A 22,782-nucleotide genomic window follows, 5' to 3' on the forward strand; every position below is an offset into this window, starting at 1 on the left:
TCAAGAAATCATCCCTGCCAGCCATGTCCGCCCCTCGCCATACAGCTTCTCCACCTCGGCGCCGATCAGCCCGGGCATGTCGCGCTTGACCTTGTAGCCGATCAGCTCCTGCATGTAGGCGAGGTGGCGGTAGCCTTCGGGAAGCGCGGCGAGCGCCTGCTGGTCGAGCCGGAGCATCGCGGCGGGATCGACGGGGTCGATCCGATCCTTCTCGTAGATCGGCTGGCGGCGGACGATGCCCCAACGGCCCTGTCGCTTCTCCAGGAAATCGTAAAAGCGCCCGGTGCAAACGACGTCACAGAGCACGTCGTGCACGAGGGCGCGCTGCGAGATCGTCATCTTGGTCTGGGCAATGGCCCGCTCGCCGGAAAGCTCGATGCTGGTGCCGCCGAGGAAATGCAGGATGCGCACGCCCCTCGCAAAACCTTCCTGGCTGACGCGGATGAAGTCCCGCGCCGGCCCCTGAAACCAGGTGGCCGACATCCAGCCCTCTTCGTGCCAGACGGTGGCAAAGCGCTCCCAGTCGCCGGCGTCGCGCCACACCGCCCAGTTCTCGACGAGGTCGCGGATGGCGAGGCGGTCGAAGAGTTGCTGGTCCATGGGCACGTCTCCGATTGGCGTGGTCGTACGCACAGCTGCTTCAGCTATGGGCGGCGAATTCAGCGCCAGTCAAGCGGGGCGGCGGCATGAAAAATCCGGCGTGCCTTGGGCACGCCGGACCAGATTCGCTGTTGGGCAAGCCGCAGCGGCTTGTCACGCCGCCGGCGCTTTGGGCGTGCGGTTGCGCGAGTTGCGCTGGAAGAACAGAGCCTGGCTCGCCACCGCCGAGACCATCGCGGGCTGGAACGGCTTCGAGATCAGGAACGCCGGCTCGGGACGCTCGCCGGTGAGGAAGCGCTCCGGATAGGCGGTGATGAACACCACCGGCACCTCGAACGTGCGCAGCAGCTCGTTGACCGCGTCCAGGCCCGACGAACCATCGGCAAGCTGGATATCGGCAAGTATCAGGCCGGGCCGCTTGTTCTTGGCCAGCGCCACTGCATCGGCATGGGTGCGCGCGACGCCGACCACGTTGTGACCGAGATTTTTCACCAGGCTCTCGAGGTCCATGGCGATGAAGGTCTCGTCCTCGATGATCAGCACGTCGGTGGCGATCTCGGCGGCCATCTCGCGTCCCGCTGCGTCCGCAAGACGGCGCGTCTCGGCGACATCGGTGCCGAGAACGAAGGCGACTTCCTCTTCCGAAAAGCCCTCGAGCGAGAGCAGCAGGAAGGCTTGGCGCGGCAGCGGGGTGATGTTCGACAACCGCCGTTCCGGCGGCATTGGCAGGGTGGTCACCTCGGCATCGTCGTTGAGGGAAACCGAATTCCAGATCTGGGTGAACAGCCGGAACAGGCCGGCCCGGGGCCCGTGGCTCTCGTCGAGCACCGACGGATCGCCCAGCATGGCTTCCAGCATGGCGGCGACATAGGCGTCACCGGAGGCCTGGCTGCCTGTCAGAGCCCGCGCGTACCGGCGCAACAACGGCAAGTGTTCAGCAACTACCTGTGAACGGGACATCCCCACTCCATTCGTCTTCGGGCCAACCTTGAGGTCCAATCCTGAGGTCAGGCATCACGCGGGGGGCCCAGGTTCCCCTGCTGGGCTGTCTACGCCTGACGTCAACAAAAGTTCCGCCTAACTGGGAACTTTTTGGCGCAGCTGGAATTGTGCCTATCCAGGGAACGGCTCCCGGTTGAGAAAACTTCTCGATTTTACAGTCACTTAACTCGGGGAAACGTGGAACAGGTCATGAAAGATCTCAAGTCTCAAGCCAGCAGAAGCACGACCCCCGGCAAGGGAGGCCTGACTCCGGAGATTCAATCCCGGATCGGGCACCAGTTGCGCGCCATGTACGATGATGTCGTGCGGCAGGGGGTTCCGGATCGGTTCGCAGAACTGATCAAGAAGCTTGATGCGCCGGGAGCGTCACCCCAGGTGGAAAATGAGGGCGGATCCAACGACAACAACAATGGGAGGGATTGATGCCTCTCACGGACTCCCTGCGTAACGACATCTTGGCAGCCGTGCCTAGTCTGCGCGCCTTCGCCATCTCGCTCAGCGGCAATGCGGACCGCGCCGACGATTTGGTCCAGGAGACCCTGCTGCGCGCGCTCGCCAATATCGACTCGTTCCAGCCCGGCTCCAATCTGCCGGCCTGGCTGTTCACGATCCTGCGCAACCTGTTCCGGTCCGACTATCGCAAGCGGCGGCGCGAGGTCGAAGATGCCGAGGGCAATTACGCCAAGACGCTGAAGACCCAGCCTTCACAGAACGCGCACCTCGAATTCGAGGAGTTTCGCACCGCGCTCGACAAGCTTCCGCAGGATCAGCGTGAAGCCTTGATCCTGGTCGGCGCGTCCGGCTTCTCCTATGAGGACGCCGCCTCGATCTGCGGCTGCGCGGTCGGCACCATCAAGAGCCGCGTGAACCGCGCCCGCTCGAAGCTCGCCGCGTTGCTCTATGTCGACGGCGCCGAGGATTTCGGACCCGACGAGACCGTGCGGGCCGTGATCGGCGGCAGCGGCGGCTGACCGCCGGCGTCAATCGCACCGGAACGGGATGAAGACGGCCGCTTCCACGGCCGTCTTTGCGCGAGCCCGACGCCGATGGCGTCGGGTCCGCGGCACGTGATCATGCATCCACGAAGGTCACCGTCTCGGCCACGCTCGCCCGCGAGGTGCGGTAGCTGTTGACCTTGTGCGCATGGTCCGCATAGCCGAACGAGATGCCGCAGACGACGCGGCGGTCATCGGGCAGATCGAAGTGGCGGCGGATCAGGCCGGAGTGCCGCGCCAGCGCGGCCTGCGGAATGGTGCCGAGCTCGAGCGCCTGCGCCGCCAGCATGAAGTTGGAGACGTAGGCGCCGCAATCGATCGCACCGTAGATGCCGAGCGGCTCGTTGGTGTGGATGATGGCGACATGCGGTGCGCCGAAGAAATTGTAGTTCTCCAGCGCCTGCTTGGCGTAGGCCGCCTTGTCGCCGCGGGCGATGCCGAGCGTGTTGTAGAGCTGGAAGCCGCTCTCGCGGCGGCGATCGAGATAGACCCCGAGATATTCGCGCGGTGGCGTGAAGTCGTAGTCATCGCCGAGGCCCTTCGAGGCCTCCGCGTAGATCGCCTTGCGAAAGCGCTCCTTGGCCTCGCCGCTGGCGATGATGACCTGCCAGGGCTGGCTGTTGCACCAGGATGCCGTGCGCTGCGCGGTCGCCAGCACATGCTCGATGGTGGCGCGATCGACCTCCTTGGGGAGGAATGCGCGAACGGAGTAGCGCTCGTTGAGGAGCTCTTCGAGCACCCCGATGCGGTCGTTCTGTCTCACTTGTGCGTCCATCACTCAGCTTGCCTTTTTCTTCTGGTTGGTAGAGGCGCCAAGCGCCGTCCCACCGCCATCCTTACCTCGATGCACCTGCATATGGTAGGCATGCTGTGTTTTGCCCACCCAGCACGAGGGGTGACCGTGACGCCTATTTGGTCAGCAGGGCATAGGCGCCGGTCCAGCCCTCCGGCGGCGGATCGATCTGGAAATCCTTGATCCGCGCCTCGTAAAGCCTGAACAGCTTCTCCAGCGTGTCGGCGTCCTCGCTTTTGCGGCCGCGTTCGATGGCATCCATTGCGCCCTGCCAGTCGCGGCTGCGATAGCAGCCGAGCATTTCGATGGTGATGTTGCGCAGGCGCTGGAACGCGGCCGAATGCATCACGTCCTCGCGGCCGGCGATGGCGTAGATCACTTCCGGCTCGGTCTTGCCCTTGACCATGATGAAGTCGAGCTCGAGGATCGCGAACTTCTCCTTGGCGGCGAGCGCCGTGCGCGATCCCACGATGATCGGGAATCCGTATGCCTTGGACTGGCCCTCCAGGCGCGAGGCCAGGTTCACGCTGTCGCCGAGCACCGAATAGTTCTTCTTCAGGTCGGAGCCCATGTTGCCGACCACGCCGATGCCGGTGTTGAGACCGATGCCGACATTGAGCGGGATGTAGACGTGGCCGCCGTCGGCGGCCTCCTGCTCGCGCTCCTTGTTGACCTCGTCGATCTGCTCCAGCATCTGGATCGCGGCTTCGCAGGCGTTGATCTCGTGCTGGGGATCGTCGAGCGGCGCGTTCCAGAACGCCATGATGGCGTCGCCCATGTACTTGTCGATATAGCCCTTGCGCTCGATGATGACGTCGGTCAGCGGCGTCAGGAAGCGGTTCATCAGCGCGATCAGCCCTTGCGGATCGTGCTTGTAGCTCTCCGAGATCGTGGTGAAGCCGCGCACATCGGAGAACATGATGGTCATCTCGCGCTCCTCGCCGCCGAGCACGAGCTTTTCCGGCGACTGCGCCAGCTGCTCGACCAGCACCGGCGACATATATTGCGCGAATTGCCCGCGGATCTGCACGCGCTGGCGCTGCTCGCGCACGAAGCTGGCGAAGATCAGCGTCAGATAGACCGCGGTGGTCGACAACAGCGGATAGGTGAAGTCGATGAGCTGGCGGTGCTGCGTGTAGAAAAACCAGGACACGCCGACCAGGATGGCGGCGAACGCCGCACCCGCAAGCACCAGGCGGACGGGACCGAGATTCGGCGTGAAGATGATGATGAGCAGGCCGATCAGCAGCGCCGCGATCAGCTCGATTCCGAGTGCGTAGTTCGGCTGCGAGATCGCGGCTCGGCTGAGCACGCTCTCCAGCACCTGGGCATGGATCTCGACACCCGGCATGGTCGCGGATACCGGCGTCGTCTTGATGTCGTTGAGCCCGGCCGCGGAGGTCCCGACCAGCACCAGCTTGCCGGCGAACTTGCTCGGCGACACGCTGTTGTCGAGCACGTCGGCCGCGGAGACGTAGATCGAGGGATCACGGCGGGCGTAGTGCACCCAGAACTGCCCGTTCTTGTCCGTGGGGATCTCGAGGCCCTTGAGGCGCACGGCCCGCACGCCGGTCTTGTCGGTCCTGATCAGCAGCGTCGGCGTGCCCGTGACCACGCGCAGAATCTCGAGGCTGAGCGATGGCATGATGTTGCCTTGGGCACGCATGACCATGGGCACGCGGCGGATGAATCCGTCGCGCTCCTTTCTGATCGAGAACAGGCCGCGGCCGGCGGCCGCCCTTTCGATCACGGGCACGTTGCGCAGCAGGCCCGGAAATTCGAACAGGAAGCGTTCGGCGCCCTCCTCGCCGACCGTCGCTACGCCCGTGAGCGGAAGTGACTTGTCGAGTTCGGCCAGGACGTCGGGCAGACCCGTCTCGCCCAGCACCACGCGCGAGCGCTTGATCGCCTCGGCGAGGATCTGGTCGTTGGTCGGCAGCTCGCGCAGCTTGGCACGGGTGGCATCGTCGAGGTAGCGCATCTGGCCCGCGACCAGATCCGGATTGAGCCGGTCGGGCTCCGAGAACACCACGTCGAAGCCGATCGCTACCGCGCCATTGTTTGTGAGGTTTTCGATCAGATCGGCAATCCGCGTTCGCGGCCAGGGCCATTGCCCGAGCTTGGCGAGACTCTTGTCGTCGATGTCGACGATGGTTACCGGCCGTGCCGTCTTGTCGCGTGGATCGATCAGCTGGAACATGTCGAAGGTGCGCAGCCGCAATTCCTGGATCGGCGGCGGATCCCAGAGCCGCGCGCCGGCGAACAGAACCAGCAGCGCAAGGCACATCAGCCGCGCAAAGCCGAGCTTCCGCGCAAACCACCGCCGCAGGATCTTCAGACGTTTCATTTCGATCGGACTTCCTGCCCACCGCGTCGGGTCTGGTCTTGGATCGCCATGACGGGAATGCCCGTCGTGCCGGCCGCAAAGGATAGGGATTTTTTGCCCGGATCAAAGCGGAATGACAGCCGCTTGCCCCAGAGGGGCATTGCCTCTAGCTCACATGAAGGATGAAATCGCTCGCGTGGAGGTTGTTGGCAACAACGTTTTTCAGGAGGATCTTGTCGTTACTGTCGAGATTGAGCAGGGTATCGGCACCCTGCTGCTCTGCAAGCGACGAAACCTGCGCCCACGTTGTGATACTGCCGAACTGCCGCAGGTCGATCTTGTCCAGGCCCGTCTCGAAATCGGTCACGGTGTGCTGAACCGCGGGCTGCGACGACGTCGGGGCGAACACGAACTGGTCCTTGGCGCCACCGCCGATCAGCGTATCGCTCTGCTCGGTCGCGAAAATGACGTCCTTGCCGGCGGTGCCTTGCAAGGTGATGCCCTGACCATCGGCTCCCTCGACGAAGATGAAATTGACGGTGTCATAGTGGCCGGCCAAGTCGGCAACGGTCAGCGTGATCTGGTCCGTCGCGGGCGGCTCGGGGCTCTCATCGTTGCTGGCGCCGATCGGATCGTAGACGATGCCCGCGCCGCTGGCGAGGGCCGTGTTGATCTGCTCGAGCGAACCGGACACCGGATAGACGCTGACGCTGCTGACATCCGGATGCGCGGTCGACAAGGTGACGCTGAACGTATCCGCACCTGCGCCTGGATCGGTGTCGATGACGACAAGATCGGTAACGATGTCGTTGCCGTTCTCGGCAATATGCTCGACGTGGAAGCCGGTGGTGTCGATCGTCAGCCCGCCGCCGATCTTGACCGCCACGTCGCTCGTCACAGTCTTCGTGTCGGTCAACGGGCCGTTCAGGCCATTTGCCGCATCTGTCACGGTCACGCTGACATGCAGATTGAACTCGCCGTGGTACCCGGCCGGGGCGGTCATCGTCAGTCCCGACGTCACCAGCGATGCGATTTCCGCGGCACCGATCAGCCAGAGGCCGGCATCAGCGCCGGTTCCGGCATGACCGATCGAGAAGGTTGCACCGGCCGGATAGCCGGCGAGCTTGATGAGAAGCGCTTCCGACCCGTCGGTGTCGGCAGCCGCCGCGCTGATGGCCGGCAGCTTGATCGGGTTCACCGAGCCAAACCCGGGCAGCGCGAACACGCGCGCTTCGACGTCGTTGCCACCGACCCCTGGAGAGTACCAGGCCGAGACGAACTTGCCATCGGCCGTCACGGCGGTCGGGTTGGAGCGATCGGCGAGGAATAGCTGATCGCCATCGGTGGTCTGGTTGATGACGAAAGACGAACCGACCGAGTGGAGCGATGCATCGAAGCGCTGGCCCAGAAGGCCGAGGCTCCCGGGAGCGTCATGGCCCTGATAGGTCACGAGGAAGCCACCGTCCGGCAGCGCCTGCAGCGTGTTTGTGGTCGCATCCTGGATGCTCACTTCACTGCCGATCGGCATACCGGTCGAACTGAAGTGCCTCAGCACGAGCGTGTTCGCGTCGGTGTAGGATACGACGATCGACCCGTCCTTCAGGACGGTGAGTTCGCCGCCATACTGATCGCCGGCGATATTGGTGTTGACCTGCACCTCGCCGCCAAGCTTGTTGCCTTGCGCGTCGAAGCGCTGGAAGTACACGCCCCAGCTGTCCGGCGTGTCCTGACCATAGGAATGCCATGACGCCACGAAGCCGCCGTCGGCGGTCCCGGCGACGGAATCGCCCTGCTGCTGGCTGGCAGTCGTGGTGTTGATCAAGAAGGGCCCGGACGTCGCCGTCCCACCGGCATCGTAGACAATCCCGTACGTGCCTGACGTGCTGCTGTCGGACGAGACGTAGGTGACGACGAAGCCGCCATTCGACAAAGCGGCAAGCGTCGCGTTCTCGCCGTAGCCGCCGAGGGAGATTTCGCCGCCTGCGGTCGAACCCGAGGCATCATAGCGCTGCAAGCGGATAGTCGCTTGATTGTTTGCCCCGGAGGTCCAGCTCACGACGAACCCGCCGCCCACGAGCCCGACCACATAGGGGCCGGACTGATCGCCCGCGGTCGCCGCGTTGACCCGGAACTCGCCGCCGACCCTCGCGCCGGAGCTGGCAAAGTGTTGCGCGTAGATCCCGGTGCCGTCGCCGTCCTGTCCCTGCGACATCCAGGCGATGACGTAGCCTCCGTCCGAGAGCGCACCGACCGCGCTGTAGGTCTGGTCGTTCGCGGTGGTGGTGTTGACCAGGAACTCTCCTGCATCAGCGATCGGCGTATGGTCGATGTTGAACGCCGGCGTATCGGCCACCGGGGTCACTTCTGTGACGAGCGTCGTCGCCTGAGCCGATACGCTGGAGCCGATCGCCGGCGAGGTGATGTCAATCAGAACGGGCGTCGTGACGTCGCCGCCATAGGTATTGTCCAGGGCATGTACGTCGAGGCCGCCCGGCACGCCGCTGTAATCCGCAGCCGGCACGAAGCGGATCAGCGTGTCGGTGGCGAGGACGAGCGCGGCGGTGTCGCCGACACCGGAGATATCAATCCACTGGTCGCCCCCGGCAACTTCGTACTGCCACACGCCCTGATCCGCCGTGGCGTGGGAGGCGTTGATCACGACGCCCTTGAAGCCGGCGCCGGCGTCGGCATCGTGGAAGCCGGCGGCAAAGAGCGCGCCGACGCTGGACCCGGCGGATGCGACCGCATCTTCGTTGACCGCGCCGAGCTGCGCGCCAGCCAGCGTCGGTGCGTCGTTCGTGCCGGTGATCGTGACGGTGACCTCGGCGGTGTCGGTCCCGCCCTTGTGGTCATCGAGAGTGATGGTCGACACCACGGCTGCGGTCTGGCCCGCGCCGAGGAAATCGAGGGCGCCATCGGCGATGGAATAACTCCAGCCGATCGCGCCATTGTTCTTGTTGCCCGGTTGCTGAAGCGTCAGCGCCTGCTCGAGCGCGAGGATATCGGCCGAGGACAGCGTCAGCTGCGTCGTATGGTCGCTATCGAGCCACGTCGCGGTCTGGCTGGTGATCGTCGCCGTCGGGCGGTCGGTCAGGTCGATGTCGGTGAAGTGGATCGTGCCGGTCGCGGCGGGCGTCGGGTTGGACGCGGGGGAGCCGGTGGTGTTCTCGAGTTCGGAGAAGCTCACGCCCGGCGAGGCCTCCGCCGCGGTGAAGACCGGTGTATCGTCGCCCGCGCTGAACGTGATCAGGGTGCCGCCATGGCCGTCGCTGCTGCCGGCAAAATGAGCGTTGCTGTAGTCGGCACCGGTCAGTGTCAGATCGATGTGGTTGCCATCGGCGTCCGTCACCGTCAGCACGCCTCCGGTCGCCGGATCGGCATTGGCGACATAGACCGCACTGGTGCCGAGACCGTACTTGATCGTGGACAGGTCGATCGTATCGCCCGTGGACAGCCCCGCGATCGATCCGCCGAAGGACGACGTGTCGATCCGAAGCGCGGCGCCATCGCCGGCCAGCGTGACCGTTTGCGTAACAGTGCCCTCGAGCTTCAAGAGCGCACCGGCATCGACGGTCACCGACCCCGTGCCGGACAGCGAGCCGAACAGCGTCAAGGTCCCGTCATTGACCTCGATCGTGCCAGCATTGGTGATGGCGCCCGAGATCGTCGCCGTACCCCAGCTGTCGATCTCATGGTCATTCGCAATGCTCAGGCCGCTCCCGGATATCGAGGCGCCATTGAGCAGGTCGATATCGCCGTTGTTGACGATCGACGACAGGCTGCCGAACACGCTGGTGCCGGAGACGGTCCAGATGCCGCCCGCATTGTTGTTGAAGGTCGCCGTGGCGACCGAGACGTTGCCGTTGATCTCGCCAGAGTTGTTGATCGTGATAGCGCCGCCGGTCTCGACGATCGCATAGGTCGTCGAGGTCACGCTGGATGCGAGCGCAGGACCGATCGTGCCGAAATTGTCGATCGTCGCCGTGCCGGTCGCGTTCTCCTGGATGTAGATTGCCGCGTGACCGGTGGGAGCCGAGATCGAGCCGAAATTGGTGACGTGCGTCGAGCCGGTCGCGCCGGCCCCGTTCTGCGTGACACTGATGCCGGCGAGGCTCGTGCTGGCGATATCCCCATGATTGACGATGGTGACGTCGCCGGCGCCGGTGGCGAGGGCAGCCACGCCGACCGAACCGGTGGCAGAACCATTGTTGGTGACGCTGACGTCGCCGCCGCCGTGATCGAATGCGCCGATCGCGATGCCTGCGGCGTTGATGTTCGAAGTCTGGCCGGTCGTGACCGTGACGTCGCCGACACCCCAGGTGAATGCCTCGATGCCGTAGCCCGCATCCGCGGTGATGTGTGCGTCGCTGGTGACGATGACGTCGCCATTCACCGCGTTCGAGAAGGTGCCGTTCCCGCCGGGCTTGTAGCCGGCGATGATCGCGCCCGGCGCGGTGCCGTCGTTGTTGAGCGTGACGCCGGAATGGATCGTGCCATGCGCCTCGACGGAGATCGTGCTCCCCACGCCGGCAGCGATCGCCGTGGCGAAATTGACAGCGACGATGCCGGAGCTGCCGGAGGTGATGCTGTCGCCGGTCGCCAGGGTGACGCTGATGTCGCCGGCATTGAGGCTGAAGGCCCTGATGCCGTAGCTCGCCGCACCCGAGATCGTGACGTTCTCGCCGAGCGTGACCGTGACGTCACCGGGGCCGCTGCTCAGCGCTGCGGCGTTGATACCGACACTTTGCGGGCCCGACACCGAGATCGTCGTCCCGGCGAAGCTGTTCACCGTAACGTCGCCATTCCCGTAATTAAAGGCGTTGATGCCGTAACCGGCCGCAGCGGTGATGTTGGCATGGTTGTTGACGACCACTGTGCCGTTGACGCCGGCGTTGGCGGAGGTGCCGGTGGTGGCGCCGGTGTAGCCGGCTTCGATGCCGGCCGGAGCATTGCCGGCCAGGTTCGGGCTGCTGCCGGAATTGATCGTGCCGTAGCTGGTGATCGTGATGGTGCTGTCGGCCGCTGCGCTGATCGACGTCGCACGATTGACGGCGACGACGCCCGAGCTGCCGGAAGTCACGATGCTGCCGATTTCCGTCGTGACGGTCTGGTTGCCGCTGCCATAGCTGCGCGTCCGGATGCCGTAGACGGAGCCGCTGATCGAGCCGCCGGCGTCGATGTCGATATCGCCGTTGCCCAGCGTTCCTGCATCGATGCCAAACGCGCCGCCTGCGGCGCCGCCGAGCTGGGTGATCGAGATGTCGCCGTCATTGGCGGCATTCAAGTTCTCGACGAGAACGCCGACTGAATTCGCGCCGGTGCCGATTGCCTTGCCGGTGAGATTGTTGACGGTGATGTCGCCGGAGCCGGTCGCAGTGTGGCGCAACGTGATGCCGTTGCCGGCGCCTCCCTTGATGTCCTTGGTCGCCGTCAGCGAGATGTCGCCGGCGCCATTCTGGGTGACGACAAGCCCGTTGGCCGCGCCGGTCAGAGCGCCGGTGGGCGTTAGAACGACGTTGGCGCGATTGCCGCCGGTTCCGCCAGATGCGGTGAAGTCGAGCGCGTCGCCCAGCGACGAATTGATATCTCCATCACCGGTGACGGTGAAGGTGCCGCCGGTCGAGGCCTGCCCCGAGATAGTGCCTGTGAAATCATGGCTCGTGGCATCGAGCCGGAGCGTATTGGCGCCTCCGGCGAAGGTGACGGTCTGCGCATCCGCGCCGCCCAGTTCGAGCGTCGCGCCGTCCTCGACAACCAGCGTCCCGACACCGGTGATGCCGCCAGCGAGGTTCAGCGTACCGGCCTGGACTTCGATCGTGCCGGTGTTGGTCACAGCGCCTGTGATCGTGTTGCTGCCGGAAACGCTGTAGAGATTGCCGGCATTGGTCAGGCTGCCGCCATTGATCGAGACGTCGGTCAGATAGAGCTTCGAGGCGCCGTCGACCGCGATCGTGCCGCCGGCGTTGGCGATGGCGGCCGTCATCAGCTTCAGCGAGCCGCCGGCCACCGCCTCGATCCGTCCCTGATTGGTGATGGCATGAAGCAGGCCGGGATCGATCGTCAGCGTGCCGCTGGTGACGGTGATCGTGCCGGTGTTGTTGAGGTCGGCGCCTTGGACCGCGCTCGTGCCGGTGGATTCCAGCGTGCCCGCGATCGTCACCGTGCCACCGTCGATGGCCGCCCCCGAGAGATCGAGCGTCGAGCCCGATGCGACCGACACGGTGCCGCCGGTGTTGGTCACCGTCAGTGCGGTCAGCTTCAGCGCGCCGCCGTTGATCGCGGCCAGCGTGCCGGTGTTGGTGACGGCCTGGTAGTCGATGTCGAGCTGGGCGCCGTTGGCGCGGAGGGTGCCGGCATTGGCAATGGCGGCCGAGGTCGTGGCGGCGAGCGTCAGGACGCCGCCGATGGCCTCGATCAGGCCGCTGTTGGTGATGGACGCATTGGTGACGCTGCTGGCGCCGGACGAAGCCAGCGTGCCGAGCACGTTGAGCTGGCCGCCGGTGACGCTCGCGCCGTTCAGCGTCAGCTTCTTACCAAGGTTGACCTTCAAAATGCCGCTATCGGCGATCGACGTGCCGGACACGATCACATCGTCAAGCGCCAGCGTCGCGCCGCTCTGGATCGTGACGAAGCTGGTGTTCAGCGTCGCACCACCGTCGATCGCGCTATTGCCGATGACCTCGATCGTTCCGGTGCCGCCGATCGTACCGCCGCTGATCTCGGTACCTGACAGCGTCAGCGTCTGACCATTGTCGACGGTCACCGTACCGTGATTGGTCACGACGTCGTTGAGCAGGGTCGCAGGACCCGAGACCTCCAGGGTGCCGTTGTTGAGGATCTGACCGCTGCTGCCGCCGGCTTCCTCGACGAATGTCACGGGGCCAATGGCGAAATCGTTCGGAGAAGATGTCGCGCCGGTCAGGTGAAGTTTGACCTTGGCGATATCGGCGCTGCTGCCGGTCAGCTCAATGAAGATCGCCGAATTGTCGGCACTGCTGGTGCTGACGCCGTTCTTACTGACCGAACCGATCGCGTTGCCGGTCAAGTCGTAAGCGATGATCTCTGCCGTGAAGCCACCGTAGTAGTTGGACTGGATCTGCGCTCCCGCCGAATAGACCGGGCTCGCGAATTGGACCGTGATGTCGGGTCCCGCACCGCGATCCCACAGAAGGTGGGTTCCGGCCGCGAAATTACCGAACCAACCACTGCTCTGATCGCGGAGCTCGAAGATGCCGCCAGCGGAGCTGACCGTGCCGCCGGTACCGTTCGTCGCCACCACCTGGAGCGGGCTGCCGAGCACGGTGTAGGCGGTGCCGAGCTGCCCCCAATCGTATCGTGCGGTGACGGAGCCACCTCCCGGGGCGAAGGCGCTCGACCCACCCTGGATCACGGCGCCACCCGTGAGCTTCACGGTGCCCTCCAGCGTAAGGCTGCCGTTGTCCGAGATCGTCGTGCCGTCAACCGTGACGTTATCGAGCGTCAGTGTTGTGCCAGCTTCGACGGTAACGGCGCTGGTGCTCAGCACGGCATGGCCGTCGATCATCGCGTTCCCGGTGACGTCGATCGTGCCGGCGCCCGTGATAGCGCCGCCGGTGATGGTGGCATCGTTCAGCGTCAGCGCGGCATTGGCATCGACGATGACGGTACCAACCGAATTGTCGATCGTCGTACCCTGACTGATCGCGAGCGCACCAGCTGCCGCCACCTCGATGGTACCGGCATTGGTGACGGTCTCGTTCTCGAGCGCATTGCCGGTGCTGCTGACCTTGAGCGTTGCATTGTTGTTCAGCGTGCCGCCGCTCAGTACGGCATTGCCGGTGAGGTCGATTTCGCCGTTGCCGGTCACCGTGCCGGCACCGTCGATCGACGCATCATTGACGGTCAACTTTCCGGCGGCATCGACGATGATGTTGCCGGCATTGGCGACGGTCGAGCCCTGGTCGACGGTCAGCGCGCCATTCGTCAGCACCTCGATCGTACCGGTGGCGGCGTTCGTGATCGTTTCGCCGTGCAGGGCGTTACCGATGCCGCTGACCTCGAAGGCCGCATTGTTCGTCAGGACGCCGCCGCTCAGCACGGCACTGCCGGTCAGCTCGATCTCGCCGTTGCCGGTCACCGCGCCTGCGCCGGTGATCGTCGCGTCGTTCACCGTCAGCCTACCGCCGGCATCGATGGTGATTTGGCCGGCATTCGTGACCGTCGAGTCTTGGTCGACCGTCAACCAGCCGTTTGCCAGCACCCTGATCGCGCCGGTTGCGGTGTTGGAGACGGTCTCGCGGGCAAGCTCGGCCGTGCCCTCGACAGCGACGAGGCCGGAATTGTTCAGGGCACCGTTCTCGATCAGACTGGTGCCGTCGAGCTCGAGCGTGCCCAGAATGGCGACGGTGCCGCCGTCGACCGTCATGTCATCGACGATCAGCGTCGCGCCGGCCTCCACCTGCACGGTACCGCCGGTATTGGCGACGTCGCTCTTCAGCACCAGCGTGCCGCCGGTCAGGTCGATCAGGCCGGAATTGGCGATGGCGGTCAGCGTGTCGATCGTGCCGCCCGCTTGCAGGGTGAGCGTGCCCGCGTTCGTGATCGTGCTGGTGTTGACGACGACCTGGCCGGATGTCCTGGTGATCGTTTCGACGCCGATCGCGCCGCCGACGATAGCATGGCTTCCGAGCGAATTGGTGAACTTCGCGTCGGCGTTCAGGGTGAGCTTGCCGCCGATCGTCAAGGTGCTCTTGTTGATCACCTCCGGCACTTTGTGGCCCGGCGCCGTGTCGTAGTCGTCGAGCGTCAGCGACTTGGCATAGGCGGCCGTATCGATCGTCACCGGATAGGACGGGGTCAGGCCGTGGAGCTGATCGGTGATGACGATGACGTCGTCGTTGCTCGTCGGAACCGTGCCGGTGGCCCAGTTCGCCGCGTCCTTCCAGAAGCCGCCGGAGGGAGCGCCGGGTCTCTCGGTCGCGATCCAGACCACGGCGGGCGCATCGGTGCCCGTGATCGTGACGGTGATCGTCTGTTGGGCAGTCCCGCCTTTCGAGTCCGTGAGCGTCACGGTGTAGACCAGCGTCAACACCGTGCCTTTCGGGATGAAGTCGGCGAGATAGACCGGAAGATCGGCCAGCGACCAATTGATGGTGCCGGTACCGTCACCGGTGCTGTCGGCGCCCGCAGCGATCGCGACCGACATCGCGCTCTGGAATGCCGCGAGCGGACCGGGCGGAACGGTGCCGACGGGCAGGGTCGCGCTGGTCAGCGCCACCGAGACCGTATGCTGGTCGGTGAGATCGACGTCGTCGAAGTTCAGCGTGCCCGAGGTCGGAACGTCGCTGGTGAGCGGGCCACCCGGCACGCTGGTGCCGCCTTCGAAAATGATGACGGGAACGCTGGTGGTAATCACCGGCTTGTCGTTCGTTCCCGTGATCGTGATGGTGATCGGGATGAACCTGGACTCCGGGCTCACCGAGAAATTGGTGTCGACGCGGACCATGTAGGTTAGCGTCAAGGTTTCGCCGGCCGCGAGGAAGTCGAAGACCTTGTCGGGAATCGTGTAGGTCCAGGTCGCCGAGCCGTTGTTGTTGTTGCCGGGGTCGGGGACGACGCTGATCTGGATCTGCGTCGCCGCGATGTCCTGCTTCTGCAGCGCGGTGAGCGAGCCGGTGACGTCCTGCTGGCCGGCGTTCTTGTAGACGTAGTTCGGCGCCTCGGCGAGGCTCACACTCACCGTCGGCAGGTCGCCGAGGTTTTGATCAAGGAATCTGATCACGCCGGAAATCGTGTCGGCGCGCGTATCGCCGGTCGTGTCCGCCCGTTCGGTCAGCGCGAACGCCGTCTTCACGTTGTCGCCGAGGTCGAAGCTTTGCGCGATCGGCTGGCCGGGAATGCGGCCGGCCGTCGGCGTCGGCGTGTTGGGGCTTTCCTGCGGTGGCGGATTGAGATTGACGAATGTCGCGGTAGCGGTGGCGCCGGACGACGACTTGAGCAACACCTCATAGCCGAACGGCGTGATCGTATCGGTGTAGTTCGTGGTTAGCTTGGTGTTGGTGTTGTTGTCGGTGAACTTCAGCGTGAACACGTCCGTGATCAGCTTCTGCACCTCCGGCGACATCAGTGCATTGGTGATCGAGACGTTGCCGCCGCTGATCTGGATCATCTGGCCGGCCTGGTTGACCGTCGCGATCGGCAGCAGCGTGACCTTGTCGAACAGGATGTAGGAGCCGGTCGTGCCGTTCGGCTCGACCAGCACCTGGAAGCTCGCCTGCGGCTGCGGATCGCCGCCGCCGGCCGGAACGACGAAGTTGATCTGGGTCAGCACCGCCGTGCCGCGGATGCCCATGGTGGCGACCGGCGTGTCGACCTTCATGTCGCCGCGCTTGGCGGTTTCGCCGGCGACGAAGGTGATGGTGCCCGCGACCAGGCTGAGCAGCGAGGAATTGTTCGACCCGTTGGGGTCGTAGACCATCTCGTTCAGCACCATCCGCGCGTTGGAGGACAGGCCGAACACGGTGCCGTCAATGAAGGTGATGCCGAGCGTCGAATCGGAGCCGGTCGAGACCACGTCGCCCTTCTCGACGTTGTCGCCATTGTTCAGGATGACCGAGACGCCGTTGCGGATCGCGGTCGCGCTGCCCACGAGCTTGGTGACGTGACCGATGACCTGGCCCGCACCAGCACCGGGCGCGGCCTGGGCAATCTGGACATGGCCGGTGAGGGCGTTGACGACGTCGCCGCTAAGGTGGGCGCCGTCGGGCGAAGCGAGCGCGGCGCGCTTGTCGCCCCTGAAATAATCGTGAACGACGAATTCGTGACCGTCGTGGGACAGCACGAGGTCGAGCCCGGCACGCTTGAACTCGCCGTTGAAGATCAGATTGGGGTCGGGAACGACGAACGCGCCGTCAGGCACATGGCCGTGCGCCTTGGCAATGAAGGGCTTGGCGGTAAAGCCATCGACATGGAAGGCGGGCGAGCTGGAACCCTGGCCGTCCAAAGACGTCGCGGCGTCAAATTTGCCAGCGTAATTCAACTGGGCACCGTAAAAAGGGTTAAAATTTAAGTAAGTATCGACCGCCTAAGCTTGCTTAGCATTACCAAGTCCTTAGCGAAACCATCTATTGCTTGTGTGATTTCGCGTCACTTGGCCATGAGAGCCGGCGCGGCGCAGCGCCTTCCCAGAGGAGCGGAAGTCATATTCCAAGAATTCCCAAGTCGAAATAGGCTTAGATGCGCGCATTTCCCCTCACCCCAAGTCCTGTCAAGTAAAACTCGTAGAGCTGATACTTGCGTCATCTTTCATTCGCGATGCCCTGCGACATCCTGCGGCAAATACGGAGTTAATTCTGTGACCTACCTAACAGAACCCGTGAAATAGCGGGCCGTTATCCATAGGCGCCAGAATCGGCGGCCATCGCAACTTCTGCCTGCAATTGGTTCCATTTCGCGGCATTCAGGCCCTCCCTATCCCCCGAATCGTAAAATTTTACGCAATTCGGGCGCGTCCGGTTCAGCCTGTCACCCGGTTTTGGAACCTCTGCCGGGCGCGTTAAGCAGAACAAAACCGCCCGTCTCGCACTATCTCCGCGAAAGCAACAAAGCCCGGCACGTCGAGATCGAGGGGGATCTCGTGAAGCCCGGGAAGGGGATGTCAGATGGAGACCGCTGCTCGCTCGCGCGCCTGGCGCGCAATCCTTGTCATGTGCGGCTTGATCCTGCTCGGATCGGCCGCCGAGCTTCGCGCCGGCACGCTGCTGTCGCCCGGCGCCGGCGTCCTCGTGCGCAAATCCGCCGAACCGTTCGGCGTGTTCGCCTTCGCCATCTCGTCCGGTGGCCTGCAGCAGCGATGGTCCGCGCTGAAGGACAAGCTCGACGACGACATGGTGCAGCTCGCGCTGTGCGATGGCGACCGTGACAATTGCGCTTCCCCCGCAGCGCTCGAGCTGCTCGCCATCGTCGACCAGGCCCGCGCCCGCGACGGCCGCGCTCGGCTCGGCGAGGTCAACCGCGCCATCAATCTCGCCATTCATGCCGCCGATGACGGTACCGACGACGTCTGGAGCTCGCCGCTTTCGACCTTCGCGCGCGGCGCCGGCGATTGCGAGGACTATGCCATCGCCAAGCTGGCCGCGCTGCAGCTGGCGGGAATTGCTTCTGAAGACCTCCGCATCGTCGTGGTGCGCGACGTCAGGGCCGGCGAGGCGCACGCAATTGCCACGGCAAAGCTCGACGGCCAATGGCTGATGCTGGACAATCGCCGCATGGCGATGGTCAGGGACGACGCGGCGCGGAGCTATCAGCCATTGTTCGTGCTCCACCAGGCGGCCGTGCTGAAATATGTCGACGAGCCGGTGCAGGTCTCGATGGCGGCCGCCGAGGCGCGTTAGAATCGGGATGGATTCTTGCCACTCGCACCGGCCCCGGATTAGGCTTGCGCTCCATCCGGGCTACAGACCTTCCACTGCTCGTCCCCACAAACCCATTTCACCGCGCAAGACCAGACGCTAGCATGGCGCTTTCCGTGCGGGGGCGACCTGGAATGCGATTCATCGTGCTGTCTGTGCTTGCGCTGCTGGCATTGCCGACGGTGCCCGCGTCCGCGCAATCTGACCGCGCGATCGCCGACAAGCTGCCACTGTTTGCCAGAAACAACTGCCAGCAGATTCGCGATCCCGGCAATCAATTGTTCTGCGGTGATGCCGCGCTTGCCGCCGCCGCCGAGAAGCTGAGCATCGCGATCGAGGCGCGGCTCGCCCGCCTGCCGGATCGTCTGCCCGCGATCGAGGAGAATGCGATCTGGGTCCGCCAACGCAACCTCAGTTGCGGCATCGTCGGCCAGACCGCGATCCGCCCCGACCAATTCGAGGCGGTCAAGGCGTGCCTGCTCAAGGTCACCGAGGAGCGCGCCGCGATCGTTCGCGATCCGGATTTCGACTGTCTAGCGGCCAACACCGCTGCGGGCGCGGTGATCTGCGCAGACCCTTCGCTGACGCTTGTCGAAACCGAGCTCAATGGCCAGGTGCTCGGCCTGATCGGCAAATTGGACCCGACCGCGGCACGCTTTGCCTTCGCCGAATATGGACGGTGGACGCGCGAGCGCGACCGCAAATGCAATCTGGTCGGCAAGGAGAACGTGCCGCTGCAGGAGCTGGAATCCGCGGAGGACTGTCTCGCCGAACATTTGAAGCGCAAGACCGACGAGATCCGCGCCGCGAAAGGCGATCCCAAGAAGGTGTTCGGCCGGCAGGTCGCGGCCCGCATCCCCGACACCGACGCCGTCGATTTCTGCGCCGCGCGGATTCATGCGGCCAATTCGTGCGGCAACTTCCTGCGCATCAACCGCGTCTATGCGCTCGACAGCCAGGTGACCGACCAGGAGGCGCAGGTCACGGGCGAAATCGAGATGGCCGTGCTCGCTCCCTTCACCGTGTGCAGCAAGGTCGCCTCCATCTGCACCGGCACATGCTGGGACGCCACGACGGGTCGGCCGCAGCAGGGGGCCGGCAACAAGGCGCGCTCAGCCGACGTTTTCAACGTCACGCGCCGACTGAGGATCCAGCGAACCTTCGCCTTCGTCAAAGCCGCCGACGGCTGGCGCTGCCGGGAAGACGAGCTCGCCCCGGTGAACGCGGGCGCGGCGGGCGGGGGATCGTAGGGTTTTGACCCTCGCCCTTCATGGCAGGGCAGTCGCGTATAGTGCGCACGGTGCGGCGACATCGGCACTGGACTCCCTCCCCGCTTGCGGGGGAGGGCCGGGGAGAGGGTGTTTCCGCGTCGGGATTGCGGAAAGTTTCCCTGCGTGGCGAGAGCCCTCACCCGCCGCGCTCTGCGAGTGCGTCGGCCTCTCCCGCAAGCGGGAGAGGCCGACGCAAGCATCAGAACATCAGATTGTCCTTCACCAGCACCCAGCGGCCGCCCTTGACCTGCTGCACCTGGGTGATGGTGTTGGCGAGGTGGTCGGTCTTGGAGAACTTGGTGGGGGGCGAGTTGAAGATGTCGAGGAATTTCTCGCCCGACTCGAGCGCATCGAGCATCTTCTGCCCGGTGAGATCCTTGCCTGCCTTGTTCGCGTAGAACGCAAACGTCATCATGGCATTGTAGCCGATGATGGCCTGCGTGTTGGCGTCGGCGTTGAACATCTTCTTGTAGTTGACGAGCCAATCCTTCACCTTGCCCTTGGCGGTGTCCTCATAAGGAATCTCGAAGCCGCTGGCGGCATAGAGCCCTTCGACCGCCTCCTTGCCCAGCGCAGGAACCTCCATCACGTTCGTGGGGGTGGCCCCGAGGAAGGTGACGTCCCAGCCGAGCTTCTTGGCTTCTGTCATCGCCCCGATGGTCTCGCGCAGCACGGTGCCGAGCACGACGAGGTCGCAGCCATCCGACTTCATCTTGGCGATCTGCGCGCTGAAATCGGAGGCGCCGCGCTTGTAGCTCGTGATCGAGGCTGGCTGCGCCTTCATGGCGGTGAGCTGCTGATTGAAGCCATCGAGCACGTTCTTACCGTACTCGTCGTCCTGATGCATGATGCAGGGCTTCTTGAAGCCCTTCCACTCGATCATGTATTTCACCGCAGCCCGCGTGCTCTCGACGTAGGGAAGCAGATTGTTGAACTTCAAACGCTCCTGCGGCTTGGCCGGATCGAACTTGAAGGTGAACTCGGCCGCCGTCAGCGGGAAGAGCTGCAGGACACCGGCATCGAACAGGATGTCTTGCGCGGCGAGCACCGTCGGCGATCCCATCGGCCCCACCATCGCGAAGATCTTGTCGCGCTCGATCAGCTTCTGCGAGGCCAGCACGGCCTTTTTCGGATCATAGCCGCTGTCTTCGACGACCAGCCGGATCTTGCGTCCGTGAATCCCTCCGGACGCATTGATCTCTTCCGCCGCCATCTTCATGCCGTTCGCAACCGGAACGCCCCACCCTTTGATCGGACCCGACAGATCCTGATGTGTGCCGATGACGATCTCGGTTGCCGAGATGCCCTCGTTGGTGACCTTGGTTTGCGCCGCAGCCGGCAGATACGTGAGCACGACTGCGCTCACCGCAAGGCCGAACGCCTTGAACGATTTCGACATTGACGTCTCCTCTCCCTGGCCAGTGTTGCGCGAAGGGCGTGGCCATCGCTCCCTCGCTGATTTCGGCGTCGCCTGGCTCCCGGCCAGGCGCCTCACGCCACCGCACGCTCGCGATACATCGCCTCGATTTCGGCGGCATAGCGCTTGTTCACGAAGCCGCGTTTCAGCTTCATGGTCGGCGTCAGCTCCTCGTCCTCGGGCGTGAGCTGGCGCTCGATCAGGTAGAACCTCTTGATTGTCTCGACGCGGGCAAAATTGCCGTTGACGTGTTCGATCTCGCGCCCGATCAGGTCCTGGATCTCCTTCGCCCGGCACAGGCTGGCATAATTGGTGAAGGGGATGTCGTGATCCTGGGCGAACTTCTCGACATTCTCCTGGTCGATCATCACGAGGCAGGTGAGATAGGGCCGCTTGTCGCCGATCACGACCGCGTCCGAGATGTACGGCGAAAACTTGAGCTGATTCTCGATCTCGGACGGCGTGATGTTCTTGCCGCCGGAGGTAATGATGATGTCCTTCATCCGGTCGGTGATGCGGACGAAGCCCTCATTGTCGATGGTGCCGACGTCGCCGGTGTGCAGCCAGCCGCGGGAATCGATCGTCTCCGCGGTCTTCTCCGGCTGGTTCAGGTAGCCCATGAACAGGAAGTCGCCCTTGATCAGGATCTCGCCGTCGGGCGACAGCGCGACTTCGCCCCAGGGCACCGCGGTGCCGACCGAGCCGAGCTTGATCCTGTCCGCGGGCATCATGGTTGCGACCCCGCAATTCTCGGTCTGGCCGTAGACCTCGTGCATGTCGATGCCGAGCGCCAGATACCAGCGGATCAACTCCGGTGCGATCGGGGCTGCGCCGGTGAACGCGATGCGGCAGCGGTCGAGCCCGATCATGCGGCGGATGTTGCGGAACGCGACCAGATAGGCGATGCGGTTGGCGATGCGCAAGCCTAGCGGCACCGCCCTGCCCTCGAGCCGGCAATCGACCATGCGGTAGCCGATGCCGATGGCGCTGCGATACACCCATTGCTGCAGCGGCGTCGCATCCTTCAGTGCGATGGTGATGGCGGAATAGAACTTCTCCCAGACGCGCGGCACCGCCAGAAAGGCGGTCGGCTGCACCTCGCGCAGGTTGTCCGGCACGGTTTCCGTGCTTTCGGCAAAGTTCATCACCGAGCCGAGCGCGACCGAGATGTAGTAGCCGCCGATGCGCTCAGCGACGTGGCAGAGCGGCAGGAAGACCAGCCGGTCCTCGTCCTCTCGCGCGGGAATGAAGTCGTTGGCGTGCCGCATCTGGTGGGTGACGCTGCGATTGGCGTGCATCGCGCCCTTGGGCGGACCGGTGGTGCCGGACGTATAGACGAGGATCGCGAGATCGCCGGCGCTGCGACTGTTGATCATCTCCTGCCACAGCGCCTCGCGGCCGACCATGTGGTTGCGGCCGAGGGCGCGAAACTCGTCGAGCGACATCACCATGTCGTCGGAGAAACCGCTGAGGCCCTCCATGTCGAACACGATGATCTTCTGCAAGCTCGGGCACCGCGCGCGGCAGGTGAGAATCTTGTCGAGCTGCTCCTCGTCCTCGGCGAAGATCACCTTCGTGGCGGAGTCGTTGACGAGATATTCGACCTGGGACGAAGAATCGGTCGGATAGATTCCGCTAGAGACGCCGCCGGCGCACAATATGCCCATGTCGGCGTAAACCCATTCGGGCACGGCATTGGCGACGATGGAGGCGACGTCGCCGGGCATGAAGCCGACGGCGCGGAGCGCGTAGGCGACCTCCTTGGAGATCTCCAGCCATTCTCGCCAGCTGGTCGGCTGCCAGATACCGAACTTCTTCTCGCGAATCGCCGGCCTGTCGCCCCGCGTCTCGGCGGCGCGCAAGAAGCTCTTCGCGATCGTATCAGCGACCGTCAGCACCGCCGGTCCGGCCATGCGCCTCTCCTCCTTGTCGCCCTCCCTCCGCTGCCTGCCTTGCCGGCCGGTCTTTGCTTCACGTTGGGCAAGCTCA

General features: G+C 64.4%; 11 protein-coding genes. 4 read left to right on the top strand and 7 right to left on the bottom strand.

From position 1 onward, the window contains the following. Together AC24YW_RS07980 and AC24YW_RS07985 are read right to left on the bottom strand one after the other, a co-directional pair. Complete coding sequence (locus tag AC24YW_RS07980) at positions 1 to 600, bottom strand: nuclear transport factor 2 family protein (protein ID WP_487482206.1); 600 nt, start codon at positions 598 to 600, stop codon at positions 1 to 3. Between the two features lie 153 nt (positions 601 to 753). Next, the gene (locus AC24YW_RS07985) at positions 754 to 1,560 is read right to left on the bottom strand and encodes a response regulator (protein ID WP_487482207.1); all 807 of its coding nucleotides are present in this window, start codon (positions 1,558 to 1,560) and stop codon (positions 754 to 756) included. 231 nt (positions 1,561 to 1,791) lie between these two features. On the opposite strand from AC24YW_RS07985, the gene AC24YW_RS07990 reads away from it, so the two are divergent. After that, the gene (locus tag AC24YW_RS07990) at positions 1,792 to 2,025 is read left to right on the top strand and encodes a NepR family anti-sigma factor (RefSeq protein WP_260374128.1); all 234 of its coding nucleotides are present in this window, start codon (positions 1,792 to 1,794) and stop codon (positions 2,023 to 2,025) included. After that, entirely contained in the window at positions 2,025 to 2,573 is a 549-nt protein-coding gene (locus AC24YW_RS07995) for a sigma-70 family RNA polymerase sigma factor (protein ID WP_018316216.1), read from the top strand. Before AC24YW_RS07990 ends, AC24YW_RS07995 begins: the two co-directional genes overlap by 1 nt. A gap of 100 nt (positions 2,574 to 2,673) precedes the next feature. Here the strand turns inward: AC24YW_RS07995 and AC24YW_RS08000 are convergent, their stop codons facing one another. From AC24YW_RS08000 to AC24YW_RS08010, 3 genes are all read right to left on the bottom strand, one after another. Further along, on the bottom strand, positions 2,674 to 3,372 hold the full coding sequence (locus tag AC24YW_RS08000) for a nitroreductase (protein ID WP_487482208.1): 699 nt from the start codon (positions 3,370 to 3,372) through the stop codon (positions 2,674 to 2,676). Positions 3,373 to 3,505: 133 nt separating this feature from the next. Continuing rightward, a complete protein-coding gene (locus AC24YW_RS08005) occupies positions 3,506 to 5,737 on the bottom strand; it encodes a CHASE2 domain-containing protein (RefSeq protein ID WP_487482209.1) in 2,232 nt (743 codons plus the stop codon). 145 nt (positions 5,738 to 5,882) lie between these two features. Continuing rightward, positions 5,883 to 16,733, bottom strand: coding sequence for a FecR domain-containing protein (locus AC24YW_RS08010; RefSeq protein ID WP_487482210.1), 10,851 nt, complete (start codon positions 16,731 to 16,733; stop codon positions 5,883 to 5,885). A gap of 622 nt (positions 16,734 to 17,355) precedes the next feature. On the opposite strand from AC24YW_RS08010, the gene AC24YW_RS08015 reads away from it, so the two are divergent. Together AC24YW_RS08015 and AC24YW_RS08020 are read left to right on the top strand one after the other, a co-directional pair. Then, on the top strand, positions 17,356 to 18,087 hold the full coding sequence (locus AC24YW_RS08015; protein WP_487482211.1) for a transglutaminase-like cysteine peptidase: 732 nt from the start codon (positions 17,356 to 17,358) through the stop codon (positions 18,085 to 18,087). 152 nt (positions 18,088 to 18,239) lie between these two features. Further along, entirely contained in the window at positions 18,240 to 19,355 is a 1,116-nt protein-coding gene (locus tag AC24YW_RS08020) for a lysozyme inhibitor LprI family protein (protein WP_487482212.1), read from the top strand. A gap of 220 nt (positions 19,356 to 19,575) precedes the next feature. On the opposite strand, the gene AC24YW_RS08025 is transcribed toward AC24YW_RS08020, so the two are convergent. Together AC24YW_RS08025 and AC24YW_RS08030 are read right to left on the bottom strand one after the other, a co-directional pair. Then, positions 19,576 to 20,775 (bottom strand): ABC transporter substrate-binding protein, encoded by a 1,200-nt coding sequence (locus AC24YW_RS08025; RefSeq protein ID WP_487482213.1) that lies wholly within the window; start codon positions 20,773 to 20,775, stop codon positions 19,576 to 19,578. A 92-nt stretch (positions 20,776 to 20,867) separates the two neighbouring features. Beyond that, positions 20,868 to 22,706 (bottom strand): AMP-dependent synthetase/ligase, encoded by a 1,839-nt coding sequence (locus AC24YW_RS08030; RefSeq protein ID WP_487482214.1) that lies wholly within the window; start codon positions 22,704 to 22,706, stop codon positions 20,868 to 20,870. Between the last annotated feature and the right edge of the window lie 76 nt (positions 22,707 to 22,782).

It is taken from the genome of Bradyrhizobium sp. USDA3516, assembly GCF_057651995.1.